The organism is Pseudobacillus badius, from assembly GCF_002189605.1.
GTDB lineage: Bacteria > Bacillota > Bacilli > Bacillales > Domibacillaceae > Pseudobacillus > Pseudobacillus badius.
Genome location: NZ_MWMM01000003.1, coordinates 159904 through 182964, shown reverse-complemented (window position 1 = coordinate 182964; position 23061 = coordinate 159904). Strand labels below are relative to the sequence as shown.

General features: G+C 45.2%; 23 protein-coding genes. 19 read left to right on the top strand and 4 right to left on the bottom strand.

The window, feature by feature from the left end:
- Positions 1 to 80: 80 nt before the first annotated feature.
- Positions 81 to 560 carry a thioesterase family protein gene (locus tag B1A98_RS07165; protein ID WP_063384716.1) on the bottom strand — a complete coding sequence of 160 codons (480 nt, stop codon included), beginning with the start codon at positions 558 to 560 and terminating at the stop codon, positions 81 to 83.
- Between the two features lie 196 nt (positions 561 to 756).
- Between B1A98_RS07165 and B1A98_RS07160 the strand changes: the two genes are divergently transcribed.
- Positions 757 to 3297 (top strand): bifunctional 2',3'-cyclic-nucleotide 2'-phosphodiesterase/3'-nucleotidase, encoded by a 2541-nt coding sequence (locus B1A98_RS07160; protein ID WP_063384717.1) that lies wholly within the window; start codon positions 757 to 759, stop codon positions 3295 to 3297.
- A gap of 84 nt (positions 3298 to 3381) precedes the next feature.
- On the opposite strand, the gene B1A98_RS07155 is transcribed toward B1A98_RS07160, so the two are convergent.
- Positions 3382 to 3930: a glutathione peroxidase gene (locus tag B1A98_RS07155; protein ID WP_063384718.1), complete on the bottom strand. Its 549-nt coding sequence runs from the start codon at positions 3928 to 3930 to the stop codon at positions 3382 to 3384.
- Between the two features lie 172 nt (positions 3931 to 4102).
- On the opposite strand from B1A98_RS07155, the gene B1A98_RS07150 reads away from it, so the two are divergent.
- The 18 genes from B1A98_RS07150 to B1A98_RS07065 all read left to right on the top strand — a co-directional run bounded on the left by B1A98_RS07150 (position 4103) and on the right by B1A98_RS07065 (position 21355).
- Positions 4103 to 4306 (top strand): YwbE family protein, encoded by a 204-nt coding sequence (locus tag B1A98_RS07150; protein ID WP_041094953.1) that lies wholly within the window; start codon positions 4103 to 4105, stop codon positions 4304 to 4306.
- Positions 4307 to 4443: 137 nt separating this feature from the next.
- Entirely contained in the window at positions 4444 to 4788 is a 345-nt protein-coding gene (gene flaG, locus B1A98_RS07145) for a flagellar protein FlaG (protein WP_063384719.1), read from the top strand.
- Between the two features lie 26 nt (positions 4789 to 4814).
- The gene (fliS, locus tag B1A98_RS07140; protein ID WP_063384720.1) at positions 4815 to 5219 is read left to right on the top strand and encodes a flagellar export chaperone FliS; all 405 of its coding nucleotides are present in this window, start codon (positions 4815 to 4817) and stop codon (positions 5217 to 5219) included.
- Positions 5219 to 5563, top strand: a complete 345-nt coding sequence (gene fliT, locus B1A98_RS07135; protein ID WP_063384721.1) for a flagellar protein FliT — start codon at positions 5219 to 5221, stop codon at positions 5561 to 5563. Before fliS ends, fliT begins: the two co-directional genes overlap by 1 nt.
- Before the next feature lie 258 nt (positions 5564 to 5821).
- Positions 5822 to 6382 (top strand): ribosome hibernation-promoting factor, HPF/YfiA family, encoded by a 561-nt coding sequence (hpf, locus tag B1A98_RS07130; protein WP_041094942.1) that lies wholly within the window; start codon positions 5822 to 5824, stop codon positions 6380 to 6382.
- Between the two features lie 446 nt (positions 6383 to 6828).
- Positions 6829 to 7515: a hypothetical protein gene (locus B1A98_RS07125; RefSeq protein ID WP_063384722.1), complete on the top strand. Its 687-nt coding sequence runs from the start codon at positions 6829 to 6831 to the stop codon at positions 7513 to 7515.
- Between the two features lie 213 nt (positions 7516 to 7728).
- Positions 7729 to 8793, top strand: a complete 1065-nt coding sequence (locus B1A98_RS07120; protein WP_063384723.1) for an SEC-C metal-binding domain-containing protein — start codon at positions 7729 to 7731, stop codon at positions 8791 to 8793.
- 157 nt (positions 8794 to 8950) lie between these two features.
- On the top strand, positions 8951 to 11455 hold the full coding sequence (gene secA, locus B1A98_RS07115; protein ID WP_063384724.1) for a preprotein translocase subunit SecA: 2505 nt from the start codon (positions 8951 to 8953) through the stop codon (positions 11453 to 11455).
- A gap of 87 nt (positions 11456 to 11542) precedes the next feature.
- Positions 11543 to 12641 (top strand): peptide chain release factor 2 gene (gene prfB / locus B1A98_RS07110; protein ID WP_099098607.1). Its coding sequence is split into 2 segments (ribosomal slippage): positions 11543 to 11614 and positions 11616 to 12641, totalling 1098 coding nucleotides; the frame shifts between segments, so codons are not numbered across the junction.
- A 365-nt stretch (positions 12642 to 13006) separates the two neighbouring features.
- Positions 13007 to 13342 carry a cytochrome c551 gene (gene cccB, locus B1A98_RS07105; RefSeq protein WP_041094932.1) on the top strand — a complete coding sequence of 112 codons (336 nt, stop codon included), beginning with the start codon at positions 13007 to 13009 and terminating at the stop codon, positions 13340 to 13342.
- Positions 13343 to 13767: 425 nt separating this feature from the next.
- Positions 13768 to 14454, top strand: coding sequence for a cell division ATP-binding protein FtsE (gene ftsE, locus B1A98_RS07100; RefSeq protein ID WP_063384725.1), 687 nt, complete (start codon positions 13768 to 13770; stop codon positions 14452 to 14454).
- On the top strand, positions 14444 to 15328 hold the full coding sequence (ftsX, locus tag B1A98_RS07095) for a permease-like cell division protein FtsX (RefSeq protein WP_063384726.1): 885 nt from the start codon (positions 14444 to 14446) through the stop codon (positions 15326 to 15328). Before ftsE ends, ftsX begins: the two co-directional genes overlap by 11 nt.
- Positions 15329 to 15374: 46 nt before the next feature.
- On the top strand, positions 15375 to 16712 hold the full coding sequence (locus B1A98_RS07090; protein ID WP_063384727.1) for a murein hydrolase activator EnvC family protein: 1338 nt from the start codon (positions 15375 to 15377) through the stop codon (positions 16710 to 16712).
- Between the two features lie 150 nt (positions 16713 to 16862).
- The gene (locus B1A98_RS07085) at positions 16863 to 16967 is read left to right on the top strand and encodes a YjcZ family sporulation protein (RefSeq protein ID WP_082028000.1); all 105 of its coding nucleotides are present in this window, start codon (positions 16863 to 16865) and stop codon (positions 16965 to 16967) included.
- Between the two features lie 254 nt (positions 16968 to 17221).
- On the top strand, positions 17222 to 17806 hold the full coding sequence (locus B1A98_RS07080; RefSeq protein ID WP_063384728.1) for a hypothetical protein: 585 nt from the start codon (positions 17222 to 17224) through the stop codon (positions 17804 to 17806).
- Positions 17799 to 18380 carry a redoxin domain-containing protein gene (locus B1A98_RS07075; RefSeq protein ID WP_063384729.1) on the top strand — a complete coding sequence of 194 codons (582 nt, stop codon included), beginning with the start codon at positions 17799 to 17801 and terminating at the stop codon, positions 18378 to 18380. Before B1A98_RS07080 ends, B1A98_RS07075 begins: the two co-directional genes overlap by 8 nt.
- 184 nt (positions 18381 to 18564) lie before the next feature.
- A complete protein-coding gene (locus tag B1A98_RS07070; RefSeq protein WP_063384875.1) occupies positions 18565 to 20010 on the top strand; it encodes a S41 family peptidase in 1446 nt (481 codons plus the stop codon).
- A gap of 160 nt (positions 20011 to 20170) precedes the next feature.
- Entirely contained in the window at positions 20171 to 21355 is a 1185-nt protein-coding gene (locus B1A98_RS07065; RefSeq protein WP_063384730.1) for a PDZ domain-containing protein, read from the top strand.
- A gap of 82 nt (positions 21356 to 21437) precedes the next feature.
- On the opposite strand, the gene B1A98_RS07060 is transcribed toward B1A98_RS07065, so the two are convergent.
- Entirely contained in the window at positions 21438 to 22034 is a 597-nt protein-coding gene (locus tag B1A98_RS07060) for a DUF2238 domain-containing protein (RefSeq protein WP_063384876.1), read from the bottom strand.
- A gap of 167 nt (positions 22035 to 22201) precedes the next feature.
- A complete protein-coding gene (locus B1A98_RS07055; RefSeq protein WP_063384731.1) occupies positions 22202 to 22969 on the bottom strand; it encodes a sulfite exporter TauE/SafE family protein in 768 nt (255 codons plus the stop codon).
- Between the last annotated feature and the right edge of the window lie 92 nt (positions 22970 to 23061).

Genomic DNA, 23061 nt, shown 5'->3' with positions numbered 1-23061 from the left:
CGTTACCGCCGTCGAAAAGCCAGCAGCTTAATGAAAAGGATGGCCAGCTCCTGTTCAAGAGCTGGCTTTTTAGTGTGTACTTACTTGATTTTCCTTCGGATGCCGATGGCTCGCCCGGCTTCCTTAGGCTTCGGAAGTGCTTGCTGCTGCGCGTGCAAAGCTGCGATTTTTTGGAAAAGCTCGTTGGGAAACGGAGCCGGCCGGCGGCTGTTCTGATCAATGCCCATCAGCATTTGTTCGCAGGTGGCAGCCCGCTTTCCGCCTTCGCCAAACAGTTCAAAGAAAAAATGAACACGTTTTTCATCGTAATCGAGAACTTGAATAGAAACGGTTAATGCTTCCTTTGGCTTCATTTCTGCCAAATAACAAAGGTGACTTTCCAAGGTGAAAATAGTGTACTGATATTTCTCACGGAAAGCATCATTAAAACCGACCTCCTCCATCCAATTAAAACCGGCCCAGCTAAAGACACGGGCATATTCGGCATCATTCATATGACCATTGTAATCAAGCCATTCATCCCTCACATGATCTTCTAAGATGATCCACTGTTCGTTCATGCGTTTCCTCCTTTTTTGTTATTCGTTCACTTTGCGAAAAAATTCTGAATACTTTTCTATCCTATCATAGTTACCTCAGGTAAAGAGGAGAAGAAAAGTTTAATAAAGTCTGATACAAAATTTACATGCCCATAAAGTTTTTTACATTTTTTATGCTATGATCAAAAAGAAGCAGTTTATCCGGGGAGGGAAAAGAATGGCAGCTGATAAAGTAAAGAAAACAGCGGTTACAGCGGCACTTATGGTTGGACTAGTGCTGCCGGCAAGCATGGAAAAACCGGCCTATGCGAATGTGTTAAATGAAGACATTGTGAATTTGCGGTTGCTTGAGACGACGGATATCCATGTCAATGTAATGAACTATGATTACTATCAAGACAAGGAAGTAAATGATTACGGTCTTGCCCGCACAGCTTCCCTCATCAGGCAAGCTCGAACAGAAAGCAAAAACTCCATGCTATTCGATAATGGAGACTTGATTCAAGGCAATCCGCTCGGAGATTATATCGCCAAGGTAAAGGGATTAAAGGCCGGCGATACACATCCAGTCTACAAAGCCATGAATTTGCTGGATTATGATGCCGGCAATATCGGCAACCATGAATTTAACTACGGACTTGATTTCTTAAGCACCTCACTAAAAGGATCGGACTTTCCTTATGTCAATGCGAATGTTTACGTAGACGACAAGGATAACAATCCCGACAATGATAAAAACTATTTCACTCCTTATTTGCTGATTGATAAAAAAGTAACCGATGAAGACGGGGAAGAACATACTGTTAAGGTGGGCGTGATCGGCTTTGTGCCGCCGCAAATCATGAACTGGGACAAAGCGAACCTGGAAGGCAAAGTGATCGCAAAAGATATCATAGAGTCTGCCAAAAAATTCGTGCCTGAAATGAAGGCAAAGGGCGCGGACGTTATTGTAGCCATTCCTCACTCGGGGCTCGGTACGATGGAAGAAGGAACGATGAAGGAAAATGCGACATATGACTTAACGAAGGTGGAAGGGATTGACGCTGTGCTCTTCGGCCATTCGCATGGTGTATTTCCAAGCAGCCAATATAAAGATTTGCCGGGTGCAAATATTGAAAAAGGAACAGTGAATGGGACAGCAGCTGTGATGCCCGGTTTTTGGGGCAGTCACCTGGGCGTAGTGGACTTGCAGCTGAAGAAAGAGAACGGCCAGTGGGCCGTTACAAACTCCCAAGCAACTGCCAGAGGCATTTTGAATGCGGACGGCAAGCCGGCTGTAGAATCAGATAAAGAGATGGTCAATGCCGTGAAAGATGATCATGAAGGCACGCTCAACTGGGTGCGCAGTGCCGTTGGCAAAACAACGGCCCCAATCAACAGCTATTTTGCGCTTGTTCAGGATGATCCATCTGTACAAATTGTCGCGAACGCTCAAAAATGGTATGTGGAAAAGCATATTAAAGGAACGGAATACGAAAACGTTCCGGTTCTGTCGGCAGCTGCTCCATTTAAAGCAGGCGCACGCATGGGGCCAAGCTATTACACAGATATTCCGGCTGGTGATATCGCCATCAAAAACGTATCAGACCTGTACTTGTATCCGAATACGCTAAGTGCCGTTATGATCAATGGAGCACAAGTGAAAGAATGGCTGGAGATGTCAGCCGGACAGTTTAATCAGATCGACCCGTCTAAAGCGGAAATGCAGGAGCTTATCAATAAAGATTTTCCAACATACAACTTTGATACGCTGGATGGCGTGACCTATCAAGTCGATGTCACCCAGCCGGCAAAGTATGGAAGAGATGGAAAGGTCGTTCAAGCGGATGCCAGCCGGATCAAAAACCTGCAGTACAATGGCCAACCTATTGATCCGCAGCAAAAATTTCTTGTTGCCACAAATAATTACCGGGCGGGAGGCGGGGGCAGCTTCCCGGGACTTAACGGAAAAAATATCGCTCTTGCTACGCCTGATGAAAGCAGAGGCATTTTAATTGATTATATTATGGAGAAGAAGGAAATCAATCCGTCAGCGGACGGCAATTGGTCATTTGCGCCAATTTCTACAAACGTGCAGGTGACCTTTGAAAGCTCGCCGAACGCGAAGAAGTTTATCGGCGGCTCTGATACATTTGCTTTTGTTCAGCAGCTGGACAGCGGATTTGCCCAATATTCGATTAATATGAAGGGACAAGCTGCAGAGCCGGGAGACGGCGAAAAAATGTTTAAAGACGTGCCAAAAGACCATTGGGCTTATGAGTATATCCATTCACTAGCAGAGAAAGGAATTATTTTTGGGAAAAACAAGGATATCTTTGCCCCTCAAGCTAGTGTAAAAAGAGGAGAGTATGCGGCATTTTTGGCCCGCACCTTGGACTTGAAAGCGAAAGGAGCGGTTCCATTTAAAGATGTGCCCCCTGCTATGGCTAAAGAGATCGCTGCTGTTTACGAGGCAGGCATCGTTTCCGGAATGAGCAAAGACCGGTTTGCGCCGCACCAGCCGGTGACCAGGGAACAGATGGCAGCTATGACAGTCAAGGCGCTCGAAGTAAAGACAGGCAAGAAGTTCTCTGCCTCCAAGCCGCTGGCATTCAAGGATAAAAAACAAATTCATAAAGGATTTGCCGATGAAATTGCCGCAGCAGCAGAGCTTGAGTTCTTATCGGGGTACAAGAATAATTTGTTCCAGCCAAAGAAAACGGCTAACCGCGCCGAAGCGGCAAAGGTGATTTACTTATTAGATCAATATAAAAAGTGATGTCGCTTCAGCTATTTGAAAGAGAAGCCTCTAAGCTTGCTATTGACTTAAAAAGCGTCGCGGACATCTGTCCGCGGCGCTTTGTTAAGCTAGCAAACGTTCAATCTCTTGCTCGATTGATGAAAACGTATCAGAAGGCTCAAAACGCTGGGCAACCGCACCATCTGGCGTAATCAGAAATTTAGTGAAATTCCACTTAATAGAGTCACCGATCAGCCATTCGGGATTTTTATCGGCAATCATCATTTTTAACAGCTTTTCGTGAATATTCTTTTCGTTAAAGCCGCGAAACGGCGCAGCTTCTTGTAAATATTTGAACAACGGATCAGCCTGCTCCCCATTTACCTCTATCTTTGAGAAGATAGGAAAGGCAACCCCATAATTCAACTGGCAGAACTCAGCCGCTTCCTCATTGCTTCCGGGTTCCTGGCTGCCGAATTGGTTGCAGGGGAATCCAAGGATCTCCAATCCGGCATCTTGATAACGTGTGTACAATCTTTGCAAGTCTTCAAACTGCGGAGTAAAAGCGCATTTGCTTGCTGTATTAACGATAAGCAGGATCTTCCCTTTGTAGTGTTCCAGACGAATAGTTTCCCCGTTTCTTTTTTTAGCTGTGAATTGATGAATGTCCATTTTCTCGCTCCCTTAGTATTATTTAATAATGATTATTATATGATAAAAGTTGCTGTTTATCAAAGAAAAATAGTCATTTGGGACTATAAACGATAAATTATAGTGGGAACAAATGATAACTAGAGCTATAGTTAATGAATGAAGTACTTAAATAAGAAAGGAGCGTTTCTCGATGAATGGCAAATACCGCAAGGACATCCAGGCAGGCATACAAGTAGATGTCGTATTAAAGCAAGACCAGAGAACAGGAAAAAGAACAACCGGTATAGTGAAGGATATTTTAACGAACTCAGCTTCTCATCCGCACGGCATCAAAGTGAGGCTTCAAGATGGGCAAGTCGGCCGTGTGCAGCATATCTATTCCAAGGGGGAGTAACCGGTTGGATGCAGGCAGTGTCTGAGGCGAAAGCCGAGGAGAGAATTCGGCAATTGTTTTCCTTTTGCCTGTTAATAACCAGTCGTCTCTTCCGATATAAATAACAGGAAGGACATGCCAAAGGGGGGCGGAAATATATGATAGAGAAAGTGGGCAAAACGAGTCCGCTCATTCAGCCGGTACATCAGCCAGGCCAAATGAAAGCAGACGTGAATCATCAGTCAAGCCAGCAGTTTACCGGCTCGCAGCGGATGCCAAATAAAGAAGAAATGGAAAAAACGGTACAAGGAATGAATGATTTTCTGAAGCCGTCAAACACTCATTTAAAATTTGAATTTCACGAAAAGCTTGAAGAATATTATGTCACAATGGTCGATGATGTCACTCATGAAGTCATCAAGGAAATCCCGCCGAAAAAGCTGCTGGATATGTATGCAGCGATGAAAGAATATTTAGGGATCTTAGTCGATAGAAAGATTTAGAAAATATATGACAAGGAGTGTTTTTGGTGGCAATGAAAAACCCTTACCAAACCTATTCAAATAATGCCGTAACGACAGCTTCTCCCGGTGAATTAACGCTCATGCTTTATAACGGCTGCTTGAAGTTTATCAATCAGGCAAAACAAGCGGTTGCCGATGGAAATATTGAAGCGAAAAACACAAGCATCCAAAAAGCGCAGGCTATCATTCAGGAATTGATGGTGACGCTCAATATGGAGATGGCCGTATCGGAAAATTTAATGTCGCTATATGATTATTTAAACCGCCGTCTTGTAGAAGCAAATATAAAAAATGACACAGTCATTTTAGAAGAAGTCGAAGGGTTTGTTACTGAATTCCGTGACACTTGGAAAGAAGTGATTCAAAAAAATCGCCAGCTTCAGCATGCCGGTACCGGTGGACAAGCCTAATGTCAGCGGTTAAAGACTGCTTTGAGATGACAGAAAAGCTGTACCAGCTCGTAAACCGCCAGCCGGAGGACCGCGACCAAACGGTAGCTGCGATTGAAACTTTGCTTGAGATGAGAGAAAAGCTGCTTACGGATGTAAAAGGGCCCTATACGGAAGAAGAGAAGCAGCTTGGACAGGAAATCATTAAACGAAACGCGGTCATAAATCTGAAGCTGAGGTCATTAAAAGAGGCTATTCAAAAAGATATGACAAGCTTGACGAAGAAAAAGGATTCGGTAGATAAATATGTGAATCCTTATGCTTCCATGCAGGTGGACGGCGTTTTCTATGATAAAAAGAATTAAACGAGTGAGCCGCTTTCAGCTGGTTCGCTTTTTTCTTTTGAAAGGGCAGAAAAGGACTGTCATGATTTTCCCTTTCTCAGCGTATAAATTGTTGGGATAAAGCCTTATGATTTAGAGTTGGTTTCAATGGGAAAAATAAATAGACAGGATAAACAGCAATTATCAAAATTTCGACAAATAATTTTACAAGGTTAAGCAGGAGAATTTATAGGAAAGGAGAATTATATATACATAGCTATTGTAAAAGGAGGAGTCAGCATGTTAGACTACAGCATTCGTGGCGAGAACATTGAAGTAACTCCGGCAATTCGTGAATATGTCGAGAAAAAGATCAGCAAATTGGAGCGTTATTTTATTGAGTCTCCAGATGCTACTGCCCACGTAAACTTGAAAGTTTACTCTGATAAAAATTCGAAAGTCGAAGTCACAATTCCTATGAAAAATCTCGTGCTTCGAGCTGAAGAACGAAATGAAGATATGTATGCAGCGATCGATTTAATTGTTGATAAATTAGAGCGTCAAATCCGCAAACATAAAACAAAAGTGAACCGCAAATTCCGTGAAAAGGGCGATCCGCAAGATTTCTTTGCATCTGCGCAAAGTGAAACAGCAGCCACTGAAGTGGAAGAAGATACAGATGAACTGGCCATTGTGCGTACAAAGCAATTTGACTTAAAGCCAATGGATTCTGAGGAAGCGGTACTGCAAATGAACTTGCTTGGCCATAACTTCTTTATTTACACAGATGCGGAAAGCAACGGCACAAACATCGTGTACAAAAGAAAAGACGGAAAATACGGTTTAATTGAAACCAATTGATAGAACATGAACAAAACCTCCGGCTGTCTTCAGACAGCCGGAGGTTTTTTGTTGACATTCGATCCAACGTACTGCTTTTATCGCAGGCTTGGTCCTATAGGCAGGCTTGCTTAGCACATCAGAGCGCCCAGGCAGCAGGCTTTTTTTATGAAGGGGGAAATGCTTGTATCTCAAGGGTTTATCAGAGCCCGCCCGTGAAAAGAGGGAAAGAAGTCAGGAAGAGTTTCAAGAAAATGTTCCTTTTAAAGAGACAGTATCAAGCGATAAATGGATAAAAATGAAAGTTTAGCAGTAAGCCTGTCCCCTTTTGAGATTAGGCCTTGGTTTTAGGTGAAACCAGCCGCTATGATGGGTAGCGTAAAGACTAGGCCGGATAGAAAAGCGCTGACGCTTTCCTGGCGACTGGCTGATCTTTGCTTAACCAATGTTAAAGGAGGAGTTATTGAATGACAAAAAAGAAAAAAGCATCATCCATACTGGCAATGACGCTGGCAGCAGGAACCATGTTTTCAGTCCCTGTGTACGGGCATGCGGCACAACAAAATGATGTTCATCCATCCGAAAAACAAGAGTGGGCAAAGAACGCGGATACCAAGAAACACAATGGGCAGAATCAACAGTTCCAATCCATTGATCAGCAGCTTGTTAAAATCGAAGAAACACTGGGCGCTTACAAACAAGAAATAGATGCCTTGAATCTTGAAACGCCAGCGGTGAAAGACGGCGGACAAGAGCAATCGGCTCCTGAAGGAATGGAAACACATGAGGAATATAAAAATAAATTAACGGCTTTGGAAAACCGTCTCATTGCTGTGAATAACCGTTTGGATTCCTTGACAGTAAATGGTGCAGACACCACAGAAATTGAACAGCGCCAGCAAAAGGTGGAAGTGCTGCAAGTTGAATTGAACACGATTGTTCAAACAATTATTGGCGAGGTTCAAGAAGAACCTGGCGATAGGCCAGATTCTGACGATAACATGGAGACAGTCTCTCAAACGCCAAGAGCGGATTCTGAAGAAGATGGGACAGCTGGGGAAACAATCAATCAGCGATTAGATGAGCTGGAAAACCGTGTAGGTGAACTGGAAAGACAAACCGCGCCGCAAAACTCCCAAGAAGCAACACTGTAACAAGAAAACAGGCTCCCTAATCAGGGAGCCTGTTTCTCTTTGTAAGCACGGAGACATTCAGCCGGTTCACAAGGGAACTGGCGACACTAAACAACAAAAAGAGACAATTGTTTAAATTTTTTGGCTGTTTTTAACAAATCGGTCGCTCTACTGCAAGTTGACAATCCATGTTACTATAGAGAAAGAGTTGATGATCCAGGGGGGAGTAAATTTATGTTAGTTGGACGGAATGAACCATGTCCATGCGGAAGCGGAAAGAAGTTCAAAAAATGCTGCGGAAAGATCGAAGGTTCGGCGATTCATGGCGTCATGCAGGAAGAGCTGGAAAACTTGCAGCGTGAACTCATCGATTACGCGATGGAGCATCATTCATATGAAATGAAAAAACGATTTCAATCGCTTTTACATACATACGAAGTTTTGCGCAAAGATCCGCAGGTGTATTTAATCGCTTTTGAAATCTGGTTTATTTTGACGCAGCCTGTGAAGAATGGGCAGACCATTCTTGAGGAATTCGTGGCCCAGCGCGCCCAAACAGTGAAAAGAGAGCGGACGAGAGAAGTCTTTCTTGCATGGCCCAAAGTCAAGTTTATAGCGGGTACCGTAAAAGCCGCACAAGGTAATGTATATGAAGTGGAAGATGTGTTGTCAGGAGAGAAAGTATCTATTCGCGCACGTCGTCAGCTGCCGATTGAAGAGGTCTTTGTAACCGGCGGATTGCTGCCATTTGAACAAGCATATACCTTCTTCATGATTGATTTTCACTTTGAACAATATGTCGTGTCAAAGGCAGAAAGCTGGCTCGCTTCACAGTTTAAACAAGCGGGAGAAGAGAATCCGCAGTCGTTCTTGGCTGCGAATTGGCTGCCTGTCTTGGAAGGGCTGTTTGCCATCTATGGCGAGGAAGAGTCAATCGCTGAAAAGACACCTGACTACAGCGAACTGACTTGGGAAAAAGATTCCCAGAAAAAAACGGCAGATGCGTTACTGGCTTTTCTCACAGAAGAAGGAGTGGAAGAGCTGCGCCAGCAATCAGCGGTGCTCCTCTGGAATCTCTATTGCCGCAAAGAAAACCCAACGATTCGCAAGCCGGAAATTTATACAGCTGCCCTTTATTCGCTTTTACAGTCCCACGGAATGGTTGACACGGATTATTCCAACAGTCAGCTGGCTTCCCGATTAGGGGTATCTGCTGCTAGTCTGTCCAAGCGGGTCAAGGAAATTGAACCGGTTTTGGAAGAGCATTTGCAGCAAAATAAACAATCTGTACAAGTATAAAAGCGCCTTCGCGGGCGCTTTTATTTTTTTAGCGCTTCCTGCCCCTATGCCGTTCAGTTGTTTCAAACAGGTGATAGTGGTAATATTAAATAGGATTTTATGAGGTTTTCAGGCTCACGGACTAACTTGTTGCAAGTAAAAAGGAGCGGCTATATAAATGGGCTTATTAACAAAAATGTTTGATGCAAATAAACGCGATGTAAAGCGGTTAGAAAAAATGGCGCTGCAAATCGAATCATTGGCAGACAAAATGGAACAGCTGTCTGATGAAGAACTGCGCGCTAAAACGATAGAGTTTCAAGAGCGTTACGCCAAAGGCGAGTCGCTTGATGATTTATTAACAGAGGCTTTCGCAGTTGTGCGTGAAGGCGCGCGCCGCGTATTAGGCCTTTATCCGTACCGTGTTCAGCTCATGGGAGGGATTGCTCTTCATGAAGGCAATATCTCCGAGATGAAGACCGGGGAAGGAAAAACGTTAACCGCCACAATGCCGGTTTATTTAAATGCGCTTTCCGGCAAAGGCGTCCACGTGATTACAGTCAATGAATATCTGGCTTCACGTGACGCAGCAGAAATGGGCGAGCTGTATAATTTTCTCGGTTTAAGTGTCGGGCTGAATTTAAACAGCTTATCAAAAGAAGAAAAGAAAGAAGCGTATGCAGCCGATATTACGTACGGAACGAATAATGAATTCGGCTTTGATTATTTACGGGACAATATGGTGCTTTACAAAGAACATAAAGTACAGCGCCCGCTCCACTTTGCTGTCATCGATGAAGTGGACTCTATTTTAATTGATGAAGCGCGCACACCGCTGATTATTTCCGGCCAAGCGCAAAAGTCAACCCAGCTGTATATTCACGCGAACAGCTTTGTCCGCACGCTAAGAGTGGAAGATGATTACACTTACGATGAAAAGACAAAAAGTGTTCTTTTAACGGAAGAAGGAATCAACAAGGCGGAGAAGGCATTCAGCATTGAAAACCTGTTTGATTTGAAGCATGTAACGCTCAACCATCATATTAATCAGGCGCTTAAAGCGCATGTTACGATGCAGCGCGATGTGGATTATGTCGTGCAGGAAGATGAAGTCGTTATTGTTGACCAGTTTACAGGTCGTTTAATGAAAGGACGCCGCTACAGCGAAGGGCTTCACCAGGCGATTGAAGCGAAGGAAGGCGTTTCTATTCAAAACGAAAGCATGACGATGGCGACCATCACTTTCCAGAACTTCTTCCGCATGTATGAAAAGCTTTCTGGAATGACCGGTACAGCAAAGACGGAAGAAGAAGAATTCCGCAATATTTATAACATGAAGGTTATTAGTATCCCAACGAACCGTCCAATCGCCCGGGACGATCGGGCAGATTTAATTTATGCTTCAATGGAGGGCAAATTCCGGGCGGTGGTTGAAGATATATACCAGCGCCACCAGCTGAAGCAGCCGGTGCTTGTTGGTACAGTAGCGATCGAAACGTCGGAATTGATCTCTTCTTTGCTGGCGAAACGGGGAGTTCCGCATAACGTATTAAATGCGAAAAATCACGGCCGTGAAGCCGAGATTATTATGGAAGCAGGTCAGCCAGGTGCCGTCACCATTGCAACGAATATGGCTGGGCGCGGAACGGATATTAAGCTGGGAGAAGGCGTGAAAGAGCTGGGCGGCCTTGCGGTTATCGGCACGGAGCGCCATGAATCCCGCCGGATTGATAACCAGCTGCGCGGACGTTCCGGCCGTCAAGGAGACCCGGGGATTACGCAATTTTATCTTTCTATGGAAGATGAGCTTATGCGCCGTTTTGGATCAGATAACATGAAATCCATGATGGAAAGGCTCGGCATGGACGACAGCCAGCCGATCCAGAGCAAGATGGTCAGCAAAGCAGTGGAATCGGCTCAGAAGCGGGTAGAGGGCAATAACTTCGATGCGCGGAAACGTTTGCTTGAATATGATGATGTGCTGCGCCAGCAACGGGAAATTATCTATAAGCAGCGTGATGAAGTGCTGGAATCGGAAAACCTGCGTGAAATTTTAGAAGGCATGATCCTTATGGTGATTAAACAATTTGTCGAAGCGCATAGAAGCACGGCAGGAGCAGAGGACGAAAAGGATATCCAGTCTATTGCCGACTATGCAAATGCCAACTTGTTAAGTGAAGGTGAACTGACTGCGGCTGATTTACAAGGCAAGGATGCCGATGAGATCGTGGATATCATTTTTGAAAAAGTCACTGCCCGTTATAATGAGCGGGAAGAGCAAATGGGCGAAGAGCAAATGCGCGAGTTTGAAAAAGTAGTGCTGCTTCGTGCAGTCGACTCAAAATGGATCAACCATATTGATGCGATGGATCAGCTGCGCCAGGGGATTCATTTGCGCGCTTACGGGCAAATCGATCCGCTTCGCGAATACCAAAACGAAGGATTTGCCATGTTTGAAAACATGGTTGCGGCCATTAACGAAGAAGCAGCTAAGTATGTCATGAAAGCGGAAATCCGCAACAACCTCGAACGCCAGGAAGTGGCAAAAGGTCAAGCGGTTAATCCGAAAGAAGACGAAGACGGCAAATCAAAGAAAAAGCCGGTCCGAAAAGCTCCGGCGGTCGGCAGAAATGAAGCCTGCCCATGCGGCAGCGGCAAAAAATACAAAAACTGCTGCGGGTAACAAGAAAAGCGGGAGGCGCTTTTCTGCATAAATAAGATGAGGCAAGACATTTAACCATAGCGATGAACATAAAGAAGAGGTGCTGAGATGGAATTATTTGAAATTCGAAATGAGCTCGACAAAACAGCTAAGAAATTAGCGGACTTCAGGGGGTCTCTTTGACTTAGAACAAAAAGAGGAACGCATTGCAGCGCTTGAAGATGAAATGCTGCATCCTAATTTTTGGGATGATCAGCAGGCGGCACAAACGGTCATCAACGAAGCAAACGGCTTAAAAGAAATTGTTAATGAGTACAATGAGCTGCTGGAAGTCCAGGAAAATCTGGAGCTGACGCATGAGCTTGTAAAAGAAGAAGCGGATGCCGAACTGCAGGCAGAGCTTGAAGGGGAGCTTGAGGAGTTTCGCAATCGAATCGGTGATTTTGAGCTTCAGCTGCTGTTGAGCGGCCCTTACGACAAGAATAATGCCATGCTGGAATTGCATCCGGGAGCGGGCGGCACGGAATCCCAGGATTTTGGCTCCATGCTGCTGCGCATGTATACGCGCTGGGGAGAAAAGCAAGGATTCAAGGTGGAAACGATGGATTACCTTCCTGGAGATGAAGCCGGTCTAAAAAGTGTGACGCTTTTATTTAAAGGCCATAATGCTTACGGTTACTTAAAAGCAGAAAAAGGCGTTCACCGCCTTGTCCGTATTTCCCCATTTGATTCGTCTGGACGCCGCCATACGTCATTCGTTTCTTGTGAAGTAATGCCTGAGTTCAATGACGATATCGAAATTGACATTCGTACGGAAGATCTGAAAATAGACACATACCGTTCAAGCGGCGCCGGCGGTCAGCACGTTAACACGACTGATTCTGCGGTACGGATTACTCATTTGCCGACGAACACAGTGGTGACTTGCCAGTCGGAGCGTTCACAAATCAAAAACCGTGAACATGCGATGAAAATGCTAAAAGCGAAGCTTTATCAAAAGAAGATAGAGGAACAGGAGGCAGAACTGGCGGAAATCCGCGGCGAGCAAAAGGAGATCGGCTGGGGAAGCCAAATTCGTTCTTACGTCTTCCATCCGTATTCAATGGTGAAGGATCACCGGACAAATGAGGAAACAGGAAATGTTCAAGCGGTGATGGACGGGGAAATCAACCCATTTATTAATGCTTATTTGCGCTCTCGCTTATAAGAAATCAGCCCTCTGCCGGCATTCCCGGCAGAGGGCTTTTGTCAACAATGAGCACGGCTGAATTCTTCATTTAAAAAGGTTTAAAGGGCTTAAAAAAGGCTATTATAATAACTGTATGGACTGGAGGATGGATACATAAAATCCGCCTGATGCAATACACTAACCGTAATGCCAAAGGATGGGGACTAAACGTGTAATCAGTTAGGTGTGCAAAGTTCAAAAAATGTTTACAATTGCCGGTTTAGTTGATTTCACTAGTCTGGCTGCTGTTTCGCCCTGCTTTTAGCCAACTGATCTGGTTTCAAAATAGGCTGGCTTTGGTATACTTAACATGGAATGATTATTTTTGCCTAGGAGGAGAGAATATGGAATTTAAAAAATCATTAATGGCCCTGCTAATCGGTTCATCAGTGGCGCTTGCAGCTTGCGGCGGCGGGGATGATAATGCGGGCAAAGACAATGATGGCGGCAAAGAAACAGCCAGCGCGGATGGCGAACAAGTGTACAAGCAAAGCTGTATGAGCTGCCACGGTGAAAAGCTTGAAGGGCAAGTAGGTCCTGCACTGGATAAGATCGGCAGCAAATACAGCAAGGATGAAATTTTAAATATTGTTGAAAACGGGAAAGGCCAAATGCCTCCGAATGTAGTCAAAGGCGATGACGCTGAAGCAGTAGCCGAATGGCTGGCTACAAAAAAATAAGTGTAAAAAGAATGCAGCTTGTGCTTGCATTCTTTTTTATTTTTGCCGGCGGACGGGAACGATTGCTTTCTATTTCAAGCACTTCGCTTTCCGCTTCTCTATATTAATGTATAAAACATCAGCATTTAATAATAATCGCGCTTTTTTCGACAATATTTTAACGGTAAACAGAAGAATATTCACCTTGCTTGTTACAAAATGTTTCAGTTTTTTTACCTTGTATTTAAGCCGTTTGGGGCAAGAAAAGCGATCATTTTTTGGTAAATCCTCCAAAAACAATCGGATATATTACGTTATGAAAAGAAAATGTAATCAAAATAAACCTTAACAAGCATTTAATCAGTGATATAATGAATCTGGATTTTGGGGAGCCGTATATTATCAGCTCTTCCATACATAAACGACAAAAAATGACAGGTGATTTGATGATAGAAATGAAGGAAGTGACAAAGAAATACCCGAACGGAGTCACTGCTTTGCGAGGCGTGAATATCTCCATTAAGCCGGGTGAATTTGTCTATGTTGTTGGTCCGAGCGGTGCCGGCAAGTCGACCTTTATTAAGCTGATGTATAGAGAAGAAAAGCCGACAAGCGGAAAAATCGTCGTCAATGGGGTCAACCTATCGACTTTGAAGGACAAGTCGGTTCCGTTGCTCCGCCGGCAGATCGGCGTAGTATTTCAAGACTTCAAGCTGCTTCCGACGCTTACAGTGTATGAAAATGTTGCTTTTGCTATGGAAGTTATTGAAGAAAGCCCGTCCGTCATTAAAAAACGGGTCATGGAGGTTCTTGATCTGGTTGGCTTAAAAAGCAAAGCAAGAATGCTTCCGGGAGAATTATCTGGCGGTGAACAACAGCGCGTATCCATTGCGCGTTCCATCGTCAATCAGCCGAAGGTCGTTATTGCTGACGAACCGACAGGGAATCTTGATCCTGATACAGCATGGGGGATTATGGATATTTTTGAAAAGATTAATGCGAAAGGCACGACCTTAGTAATGGCGACTCATAACAAGGAAATCGTCAACACGATCCGCCGCCGGGTATTGGCGATTGAGGATGGCCGGATCGTACGCGATGAACAGCGGGGGGATTATGGCTATGAAATCTAGAACACTCCGCCGTCATTTCAGGGAAAGCTTTAAAAATTTAAGGCGCAATGGCTGGATGACGTTTGCTGCTATTTCGGCTGTGACGGTTACTTTGCTGCTTGTCGGAGTTTTTCTGACGATTCTACTAAACTTAAACAAAGCTGCAACCGATATAGAGAATGATGTCGAAGTGCGTGTCTTAGTTAAGTTGGATGCAACGAAGGCAGAACAGCAGGAGCTGAAGAAGCGGCTGTCAAACTTGCCGGAGGTAGCAAGCGTTACCTACTCGCCAAAAGAAAAAGAGCTTCAAAATTTAATTAAAGACATGGGGGAAGACTTTGCTCTATTTGAGCAAAATAACCCGCTCTATGACGTATTTGTAGTGAAAACGAAGCGGCCTGCAGATACACCGAAAATAGCAAAAAAGATCAAGAGTTTCCAGTATACAGAAGATGCTATTTATGGAGAAAAGAAGGTTGAACGTTTGTTCAGCTTCTTAAAAACAAGCCGCAATGTCGGGCTCGTTCTTAGCATTGGCTTGCTGTTTACAGCGATGTTCTTGATTTCCAATACGATTAAAATGACGATTTTTGCGCGGCGAAAAGAAATTGAGATTATGAGATTAGTTGGTGCGACTAACTGGTTTATCCGCTGGCCGTTCTTATTAGAAGGGCTTTGGCTCGGATTGCTCGGCTCTTTGCTGCCGGTCGCAGCCGTGATGATTGGCTATTCTTATGTGATCGGAGCAATGACGACATATATGCAGGGCCATTTTATTCAGCCGCTGCCTTATTCTCCATTTGTATGGCAAATCAGTGGAATCCTTCTGCTGATCGGAGCGTTTATCGGCATGTGGGGAAGCTTTGTAGCTGTGCGCAGGTTTTTAAAAGTCTGATAAATAAACAAGAAATTTTCGGGGGAAGAGAGAGGAGAATTGGAGTTTGAAGAAAGGCATAGGTTTTAAAGTTGTTTTAACGGCGTCCATTGGTTTTGGCAGCACGTTCGGTTTGGCCGGAGAAGCATTTGCTTCGAAACTATCGGATCTTGAGAGCCGCCAGAATCAAATCGAAAACAAGCAATCGAACGTTGAGCAAAACATTAATGAGAAAAGCAAGAAAATTACTGAACTCCAAAGTGAGCAGGCCAAGCTGTCTGCAGAAATTAAACAGCTTGACCAGTCCATTACCAAGGCTGAAAAGCAAATCCGTGAAAAGCAAACAGCGATTGCTAATACGAAGAAAGAAATAGAGAAATTAAGAAAAGAAATAGAGGAGCTCAAAGCCCGCATCGCTGAGCGTAATTTGATTCTTCAGGAACGGGCCCGTTCTCTTCAGCAGAGCGGTGGATCAGCAAGCTATATTGATGTGCTGCTCGGTTCCGAAAGCTTTACTGATTTTATCAACCGCGCCAGTGCTGTAACGACGCTTGTGAAAGCAGACAAAGATATTCTGCAAGAGCAAGAGAAAGACAAGAAGCAGCTCGAAAAGAACGAAAAAGCAGTAAAAGCCAAGCTGGCTAACCTGGAAAGCATGCTGGCGGATTTGAAGGAATTAAAAGCAGGCCTCGATAAGAAAAAGGCTGCTAAAGATCAAGTAATGGAACAGCTCGCCAATGAGGAAGATCATGCCCACAACCAGAAACTAAGCTTGGAGGAAGAGAAGGAACTGCTTGCTTCTCAAGAAAAAGCAATCCAAGCAGCCATCACATCTGAGCAATCCCGCCTTGCGAAAGAAGAAGAAGCCCGCAAGGAACAGGCCCGTCTGGCTCGCCAAAAAGAGCAGCAGCCTGCTGCTGATCAAAGGGAAAGCAGCCGGCAGCCAGCTGCAGCACCACAGGAAAAGTCAGTCGCTGAAAGCCGTTCAAATGATACCCCGGCTGTTTCAGCAGGAAGCTTTATGCGTCCGGCTCAAGGACATGTTTCTTCCGGATTCGGTGCAAGAAGCCTAGGGGATCATAAAGGAATCGATATTGCCAACAGCGTCAGCGTGCCAATCGTTGCCGCGGCAGATGGAGAAGTGATTCGATCTTATTATTCATCTTCTTATGGCAACTGTATTTTGATCTCTCACTCTATTAACGGAAAAGTCTTTACTACCGTTTATGCTCATATGTCAGAGCGTGTGGTCCAAGGAGGAAGTGTTTCCAAAGGACAGGTAATCGGCTATATGGGTAACACAGGCCGCTCATTCGGCCAGCATTTGCACTTCGAAGTCCATGAAGGACCTTGGACACTATCGAAAGAAAATGCGGTTGACCCTCGCAAATATGTGAACTTTTAAGAAAAAGCCGTTCTTGAAAGCTGGTGGCAGCTTTTGGGGACGGCTTTTATATTTTGCCGGCTGGCAGGACGAAAGAGTCTGGGCGTTCGCCCGCGCAATCTCCCCCCTTTTGAATAGGCTGTAATTGTAAGTGAAGGGGAGGTGTAAAGTATGAGCGCTGGCGGATGCGGATATGGAGGCGGCTTTGCGTTGATCGTTGTCTTATTTATCCTCTTGATTATTGTTGGCTCGGCTTATATTGGCTGGGGTTACTAATCAATAACAGAGGAGAGGAGTGTCTCGTCAGCTGACTTTTCAGCTGAGAGATACTCCTTTTTTCAGAGGTGAGAAGAAAGTTAGCCTGCCGCGCCAACATATAAGGGACGAAACATTGGACGAAAGCAGAATTTTTGTGTAGGTTAATACCTGTAGAGGTACTAAATCATTTGCGGTTATTCAAGTTTAACAAAAAAGTCATTAATCATATTCAATTTGTCAGGCAATATTTTTAAGTAAAGGAATAAAATAAGATGAACTGGTTTACGATAGGTTCTTTGACAGTTCCTGCTTCCCAACTCGCCTTCTTGGCTGCCTGTATCATGGCATCCTTGGCGATTTGGCTGAAAAAGGACAAGCCGTTTTTGGATTTTTATATGAATGCTGTTTTTCTGTTCATAGCTGTTTGGAAGGGGAGCGTTGTTTTGTTCAGCTTCCCCATTGTTATGAACTCGCCGCTCGCCTTATTATATTTCGACGGCGGCTGGAAAGGGGTGTGGCTCGGTTTCTTGGCTGTCATTGCCTATGCTGCCTGGAAATGCCCTCTGCCAAAACAGAAGCAGGCCGTTTGGTCGTGGATGGTCATGGTGCTGGCCTTTGAAGCAGCGCTGGCCTTGCTGACTGGACAGGCGGGCATAGCGATGTGGTTTCGGCTGGCGGGAGGACTCGTCTTGCTCTTTGTTCCCTTGAAACAAGCAGGCAGGACGATTTGGCTATTCACCTTATGGCAGCTGCTGTTTGGATCGATGTCAGCTGATTTGCTTTCCCAGGCGAATATGATATATATAGCGGCAGCGCTATTTTTCACTTTGATGATTAGGAGGGATTTTGTTGGATAAGAAATGGTTTGGCATTCTGCTGCTGATTTTACTTGCAGGCATTGCAGCAGTGAATATCATAAAGGATCGAAAGGAAATTACAGAGATCGAAAATCCGGGGATAGAGGTTGCTGATCAGGAAGCTGAATCAAGTGCAGCTGCCGGAATCGGACTAGGTGATCTGCCGCCGGATTTCTCCCTGCAAACCTTGGATGGGAAAAAAGTGTCTTTATCCGATTACCGGGGGAAAAAGGTCATTCTAAATTTCTGGGCAACCTGGTGTCCGCCTTGTAAAGCGGAAATGCCTCATATGCAGAGTTTTTACGAAAAAGAAGCAGAAAAAAGCGGGGCGGAGATTCTGGCCGTCAATTTGACAAGCAAGGATAATGGACAAGCAACAGTGGCTGACTTTGTGAAGCAGTATGATTTAACGTTCCCTGTTTTGCTCGATGAGGAAGGAGCTGTTGGCGAGAAGTATCAAGTCAGTATTATTCCAACCACCTATTTCTTGAACACAGACGGCACAGTCCATCAAGTCGTTAAAGGGCCGATGGACGAGGAAATGATGCGCGGTCTTGTCGATGAAATGGAATAGGCAAATGACAGCTGGCAAGAAAACAGCCTAAGCTAACAATGAAGCTTATGCTTGCTTCTTGCCTTTTTTCTAAGAGGCATTCATAACTTGTCCACTCTTCTCATAAAGTGGAAGAAAGGGCTGTCCGTGCGGTAGTGTAAGCCGGGCGGCTTTTTTAGCTTTCCAAATTGGAGGGGACGGAATGGTGAAGAAAAAATGGGTGGCAGTGCTGACGGCGTCTTCTTTTATCATAGGAGCCGGCGGAATGTATGGGGGGCTGAACGTGCTTGATGAAAAAGAGAACACGGCACAGCCCCAGCGGATGGCATCAGAACAAAAGAGCACGCCGGATGAGCTTCACAAAGTGCAGACGGTGTACGAGGTGATCGCGAATCAATATGTAGAAAAAGTCAATCGTACAGAGCTGATTGAAGGCGCCATTGACGGAATGGTCAGCTCGTTAAAAGATCCTTATTCTGTATATATGGACGCCGATACGGCAAAGCAATTTGAAGAAGCGCTCGATTCCTCCTTTGAAGGCATTGGGGCAGAGATTACAGTCGTTGAGGGCAAGCTGACGATTGTCGCTCCATTTAAAGATTCACCAGCCGAAAAAGCAGGTCTAAAGCCGAAAGATCAAATTGTGACCATTGACGGCAAATCGGTGAGCGGTCTGACCATTTATGAGGCAACTAAGAAAATACGCGGAAAAAAAGGCACGACAGTTACCGTGGGCATCATTCGCCCAGGCATGACGAAGCCGCTGGATATTAAAGTGAAGCGTGAGGATATCCCGATTGAGACGGTATTTGCCAAAGTGAGAGAGAAGCAAGGGAAGCGAATCGGTTTAATTGAAATGACCTCTTTTTCTGAAGATACGGGGAAAGATTTCAAAGCGAAGCTGAAGAAGCTCGAGAAAAAAGAACTGGACGGTCTCGTGATTGATGTGCGCGGAAATCCGGGCGGTTTCTTAACAAGCGTTGAAGAAATTTTAAAAGAACTGGTTACCGAGAATAAGCCATACATGCAAATAGAGGAAAAGTCCGGGCGTAAAGTGCCTTATTTCTCGGAGAAGAAGAAGGTGAAGCCTTACCCGGTGGCCGTACTGACGGATGAGGGAAGCGCTTCTGCTTCTGAGATATTGGCAGGGGCGCTGAAGGAGGCGGAAGGCTATCCAATCATCGGCGAAACAAGCTTTGGAAAGGGAACTGTTCAACAGCCGGTGCCGCTCGGAGATGGCAGCAACTTAAAGCTGACGACTCATAAGTGGCTCACGCCGAATGGCAACTGGATACACAAAAAAGGAATCCGCCCCGATATTGAAGTGCGCCAGCCGGATTACTTTTACGCGCACCCGCTCCAGGTGAATAAGCCGCTAATGCGTGAAATGAACAATGACCGTGTAAAAAGCGCGCAGATGATGCTGGATGGTCTTGGGTATGCGCCTGGAAGAACAGATGGCTACTTCAGCAAAGAGACGGAGGAAGCTGTACGCGCCCTGCAGATAAAATCAGGCGTCAAGGTGACCGGGAAAATCAATAAAGAAACAGCAAGAAAGCTGGAAGAGCAATGGACGGCCGAAATGAAAGAGGAGAAAAATGATCTCCAGCTGCAAGCGGCGCTTTCTTATATTAGAAACTTGGATAGGTAAAAGAGAGGCTTTAAAAAGAACGATTGCTGAAGAGGCTGTCGTTCTTTTTTGTGTGCAGTAATACTTCTTTCACAAATGAAACAAGATATATACTCACGCATGGCCACTTTTTTTGCTACAATATTCAATATAATGCAATTCACGTAAGGTGGGGAACGTTATGCTACAAGAATGGTTACTGGAGCTCTTGGCCGGCTTCGGAAAATTATTTATCCATCCAATTTTTTATTTTTCGTTCCTGCTTGCTTTCGTCGTTGGCATGTTTCGTGTAAACCGGGAACGGAAAGACTTTCATACACGCGTGTATGATATTTACCAGGAAATTCGCTATATTTTGCCGTCCAGCTTATTCCTCGGACTGCTGCTCTCTCTTGCCGCAATCGGTTTTGGTCTTACGCTCCCTTTGGAACTGCTCAATGTCATTGCTGCTGTGACGATTGTGTTAAGCGCAGGAGGCTTTCGTTTGCTGTCTCCTGCATGGACGATTGGCCTGGCTTTGCTGATTTTTATTGTATCGGAGAAAATCGGCTATTCGTTTATCCCGTATGACGGTCTCTCGCTGAACAAAATTCTGATGACCATGGCCATTATTTTGGCTCTCTTATTGATTACAGAGGGGATTTTGATGCTTAAACGGGGCTGGCAGGGCACATCGCCGCGCCTTGTGGATAGCCCGCGCGGATTGAAGGTAGGTGTGCAATTCGCTCAGCGTTTATGGCTGGTGCCGGTGTTTTTGGTGCTGCCGGCCGGTGATTTGACAGCGCCATGGCCTTGGTGGCCGGTCATATCCGTTGGGTCGGAGACTTACTCCCTCATCTGGTTTCCTTTCTTGATCGGCTTTGCCCAGCTGATTAAAAGCACACTGCCGGAGCTTGCTGTAAAGGCGACGGGCAAAAGCGTGATGGCCATTGGGGCTGTTACATTGCTGCTTGCTGTATCGGCTTATTGGGTACCGCTGCTTGCTGTAGTCAGCGCAGTATTTGCTTTTGTCGGGCGTATTTGGATTTCCTGGCGCCATTACGCATATGAAAAGGATCGTCATTATTTCTTTACCCCGCAGCCCAAAGGCGTCATGATTCTTGGGATTCTCCCCTATACACCTGCAAAGAAAATGGATTTGAAAATCGGGGAAATTATTTATAAAGTAAACGGTATTGACGTCAATACGGAAAGCGAATTTTATGAAGCGCTGCAGAAGAATGCAGCTTACTGCAAGCTTGAGGTGCTAGATGTGAACGGACAAAACCGCTTTGCCCAAGGCTCGCTTTACGAGGGACAGCATTACGAGCTTGGCTTAATTTTAGTAGATGAAGGCAAGGAACTGGCTGCCGAGGAGGCAAAGTGACAAATCCCTTCCTTCTTAATCTGCCACAGCATTGAATGACTTCTTCACTAAAGAGCGCCGGGCTGCCCGGCGCTCTTTGTGTTTAGCGTTTGTGCTGCAGCAGACGGTTATGAAGGTTCGTTAACAGCAGCAAAGCAAGAACGGCGCCAGTTAAATTCAGCGCCATGTCCCATTGGGCGTCCCACATATCACCTTGCATGCCGAGAAAGTCTGTCGATACTTTTTTTCCTTTAATGATCACGACCGACAGCCATTCAATGATTTCATAGAGCGCTGCTATGGCAAGCGAGAGGCTGAGGCTGATGATGGAGAGCCAGAAGCCCTTAGTTAACGGTGATGCCCGCAGGAGAATTTCTCTGATGACGATAACGAACATTCCCTTTAAAAAGTGCCCTAATCGGTCATAGTGGTTCCTGCTTAAATCAAACGCATCCTTCAGCCGGTTAAAGAGAGGGACCTTCGCATAAGTGTAATGGCCGCCAATAGACATCGCAACCGCTAAGATGGCAATAATGATATAAGAAAGAGTCGTCAGCTGAAAGCGGCGATAGGTGGCGCTTAAAATGATCAAGCCGGCCACAGCTGGAAGAACTTCCGCTGCCCAGGTCAGATAATCAACGGGTTTAATGACTGACCAGATAATGAATGCAAGAACAAAAACTAATAATAACAAATGCATGGCTGTGTCTCGATTGTGCCCCACTGTTCTCCTCCTGTTAACATCTCATTTATTTTAGTATGAAAGAGAAAGTGCTTTCCTATGCAGTTCATTTATATGGACCATCTGTCAGTATAAAAAAAGAGAGAAGGCTGCGCCTATCTCCCTTTTGTTGGTGCTTATTGCTGTCAGGCAATCAGTTTCAGGCCGCTCATCAGGATAATCACTGACATCACTGCTCTTAGCGGCTTGGCAGGAAATTTAGCGGATAAGCTGCTTCCTAGAATCACCCCGGGTATGGAACCAAGCAAGAGGTTCATCATTAAAGAGTAATCGACATTGCCGATCCCGGCGTGCATTATGCCAGCTGCCGTTACTAACAAAAAAGCATGGGCAATATCCGTGCCGACCAGCTCTGATGGCCGCATTTTATACAAATACAACATAGCGAGCGCAAATAAAGAGCCAGAGCCGATCGACGTCAAGCCGACAATAAAGCCTAGTACGGCACCAATCGCGATGGTTAGCGTTCTTTTTTCTTCAAGAGGTTTGCGCTGAATATAGTTGGATTCAAATTTGTCCTTCATAAAGGTTTTAACGAGTGTCGTTAAAGCGACCAAAATTAAGACATATCCAAGGGCGTGCTTGATAATTTCCTCTTGGTTGTTGAAAAAAGAATCGAACAGATGCAGAAGGCCAACGGCGCAGATGGCACTTGGCACGCTGCCGATTGCTAAATATTTAACGAGCCGCATATTGATGGTCTTCTGTTTCCAATGCTGAATGGAACCGAACAGCTTGGTGATCGAGTTATATACAAGATCTGTACCGACAGCGATGGCCGGGTTAATCCCGATCAGCACTAAAACAGGCGTTAATAAGGCGGCGCCGCCCACCCCAGTCAAACCAACCAAAAAACCGACAAGGAGCCCCATGATAATTATTCCCATGCTCATTAGCTGCACACTCCAGTCCGACTTTAATCGGTATAAAAAATAATTTTTATATCCTCACTTTATGAAGAGCGTGCATGCCTTGCTACTAGGAG

Coding starts and splice junctions, on each gene's coding strand:
- B1A98_RS07165 (WP_063384716.1), bottom strand. CDS start 560: ATGAACGAACAGTGGATCATCTTAGAAGATCATGTGAGGGATGAATGG.
- B1A98_RS07160 (WP_063384717.1), top strand. CDS start 757: ATGGCAGCTGATAAAGTAAAGAAAACAGCGGTTACAGCGGCACTTATG.
- B1A98_RS07155 (WP_063384718.1), bottom strand. CDS start 3,930: ATGGACATTCATCAATTCACAGCTAAAAAAAGAAACGGGGAAACTATT.
- B1A98_RS07150 (WP_041094953.1), top strand. CDS start 4,103: ATGAATGGCAAATACCGCAAGGACATCCAGGCAGGCATACAAGTAGAT.
- flaG (WP_063384719.1), top strand. CDS start 4,444: ATGATAGAGAAAGTGGGCAAAACGAGTCCGCTCATTCAGCCGGTACAT.
- fliT (WP_063384721.1), top strand. CDS start 5,219: ATGTCAGCGGTTAAAGACTGCTTTGAGATGACAGAAAAGCTGTACCAG.
- hpf (WP_041094942.1), top strand. CDS start 5,822: ATGTTAGACTACAGCATTCGTGGCGAGAACATTGAAGTAACTCCGGCA.
- B1A98_RS07125 (WP_063384722.1), top strand. CDS start 6,829: ATGACAAAAAAGAAAAAAGCATCATCCATACTGGCAATGACGCTGGCA.
- B1A98_RS07120 (WP_063384723.1), top strand. CDS start 7,729: ATGTTAGTTGGACGGAATGAACCATGTCCATGCGGAAGCGGAAAGAAG.
- secA (WP_063384724.1), top strand. CDS start 8,951: ATGGGCTTATTAACAAAAATGTTTGATGCAAATAAACGCGATGTAAAG.
- cccB (WP_041094932.1), top strand. CDS start 13,007: ATGGAATTTAAAAAATCATTAATGGCCCTGCTAATCGGTTCATCAGTG.
- ftsE (WP_063384725.1), top strand. CDS start 13,768: ATGATAGAAATGAAGGAAGTGACAAAGAAATACCCGAACGGAGTCACT.
- ftsX (WP_063384726.1), top strand. CDS start 14,444: ATGAAATCTAGAACACTCCGCCGTCATTTCAGGGAAAGCTTTAAAAAT.
- B1A98_RS07085 (WP_082028000.1), top strand. CDS start 16,863: ATGAGCGCTGGCGGATGCGGATATGGAGGCGGCTTTGCGTTGATCGTT.
- B1A98_RS07080 (WP_063384728.1), top strand. CDS start 17,222: ATGAACTGGTTTACGATAGGTTCTTTGACAGTTCCTGCTTCCCAACTC.
- B1A98_RS07065 (WP_063384730.1), top strand. CDS start 20,171: ATGCTACAAGAATGGTTACTGGAGCTCTTGGCCGGCTTCGGAAAATTA.
- B1A98_RS07060 (WP_063384876.1), bottom strand. CDS start 22,034: ATGCATTTGTTATTATTAGTTTTTGTTCTTGCATTCATTATCTGGTCA.
- B1A98_RS07055 (WP_063384731.1), bottom strand. CDS start 22,969: ATGAGCATGGGAATAATTATCATGGGGCTCCTTGTCGGTTTTTTGGTT.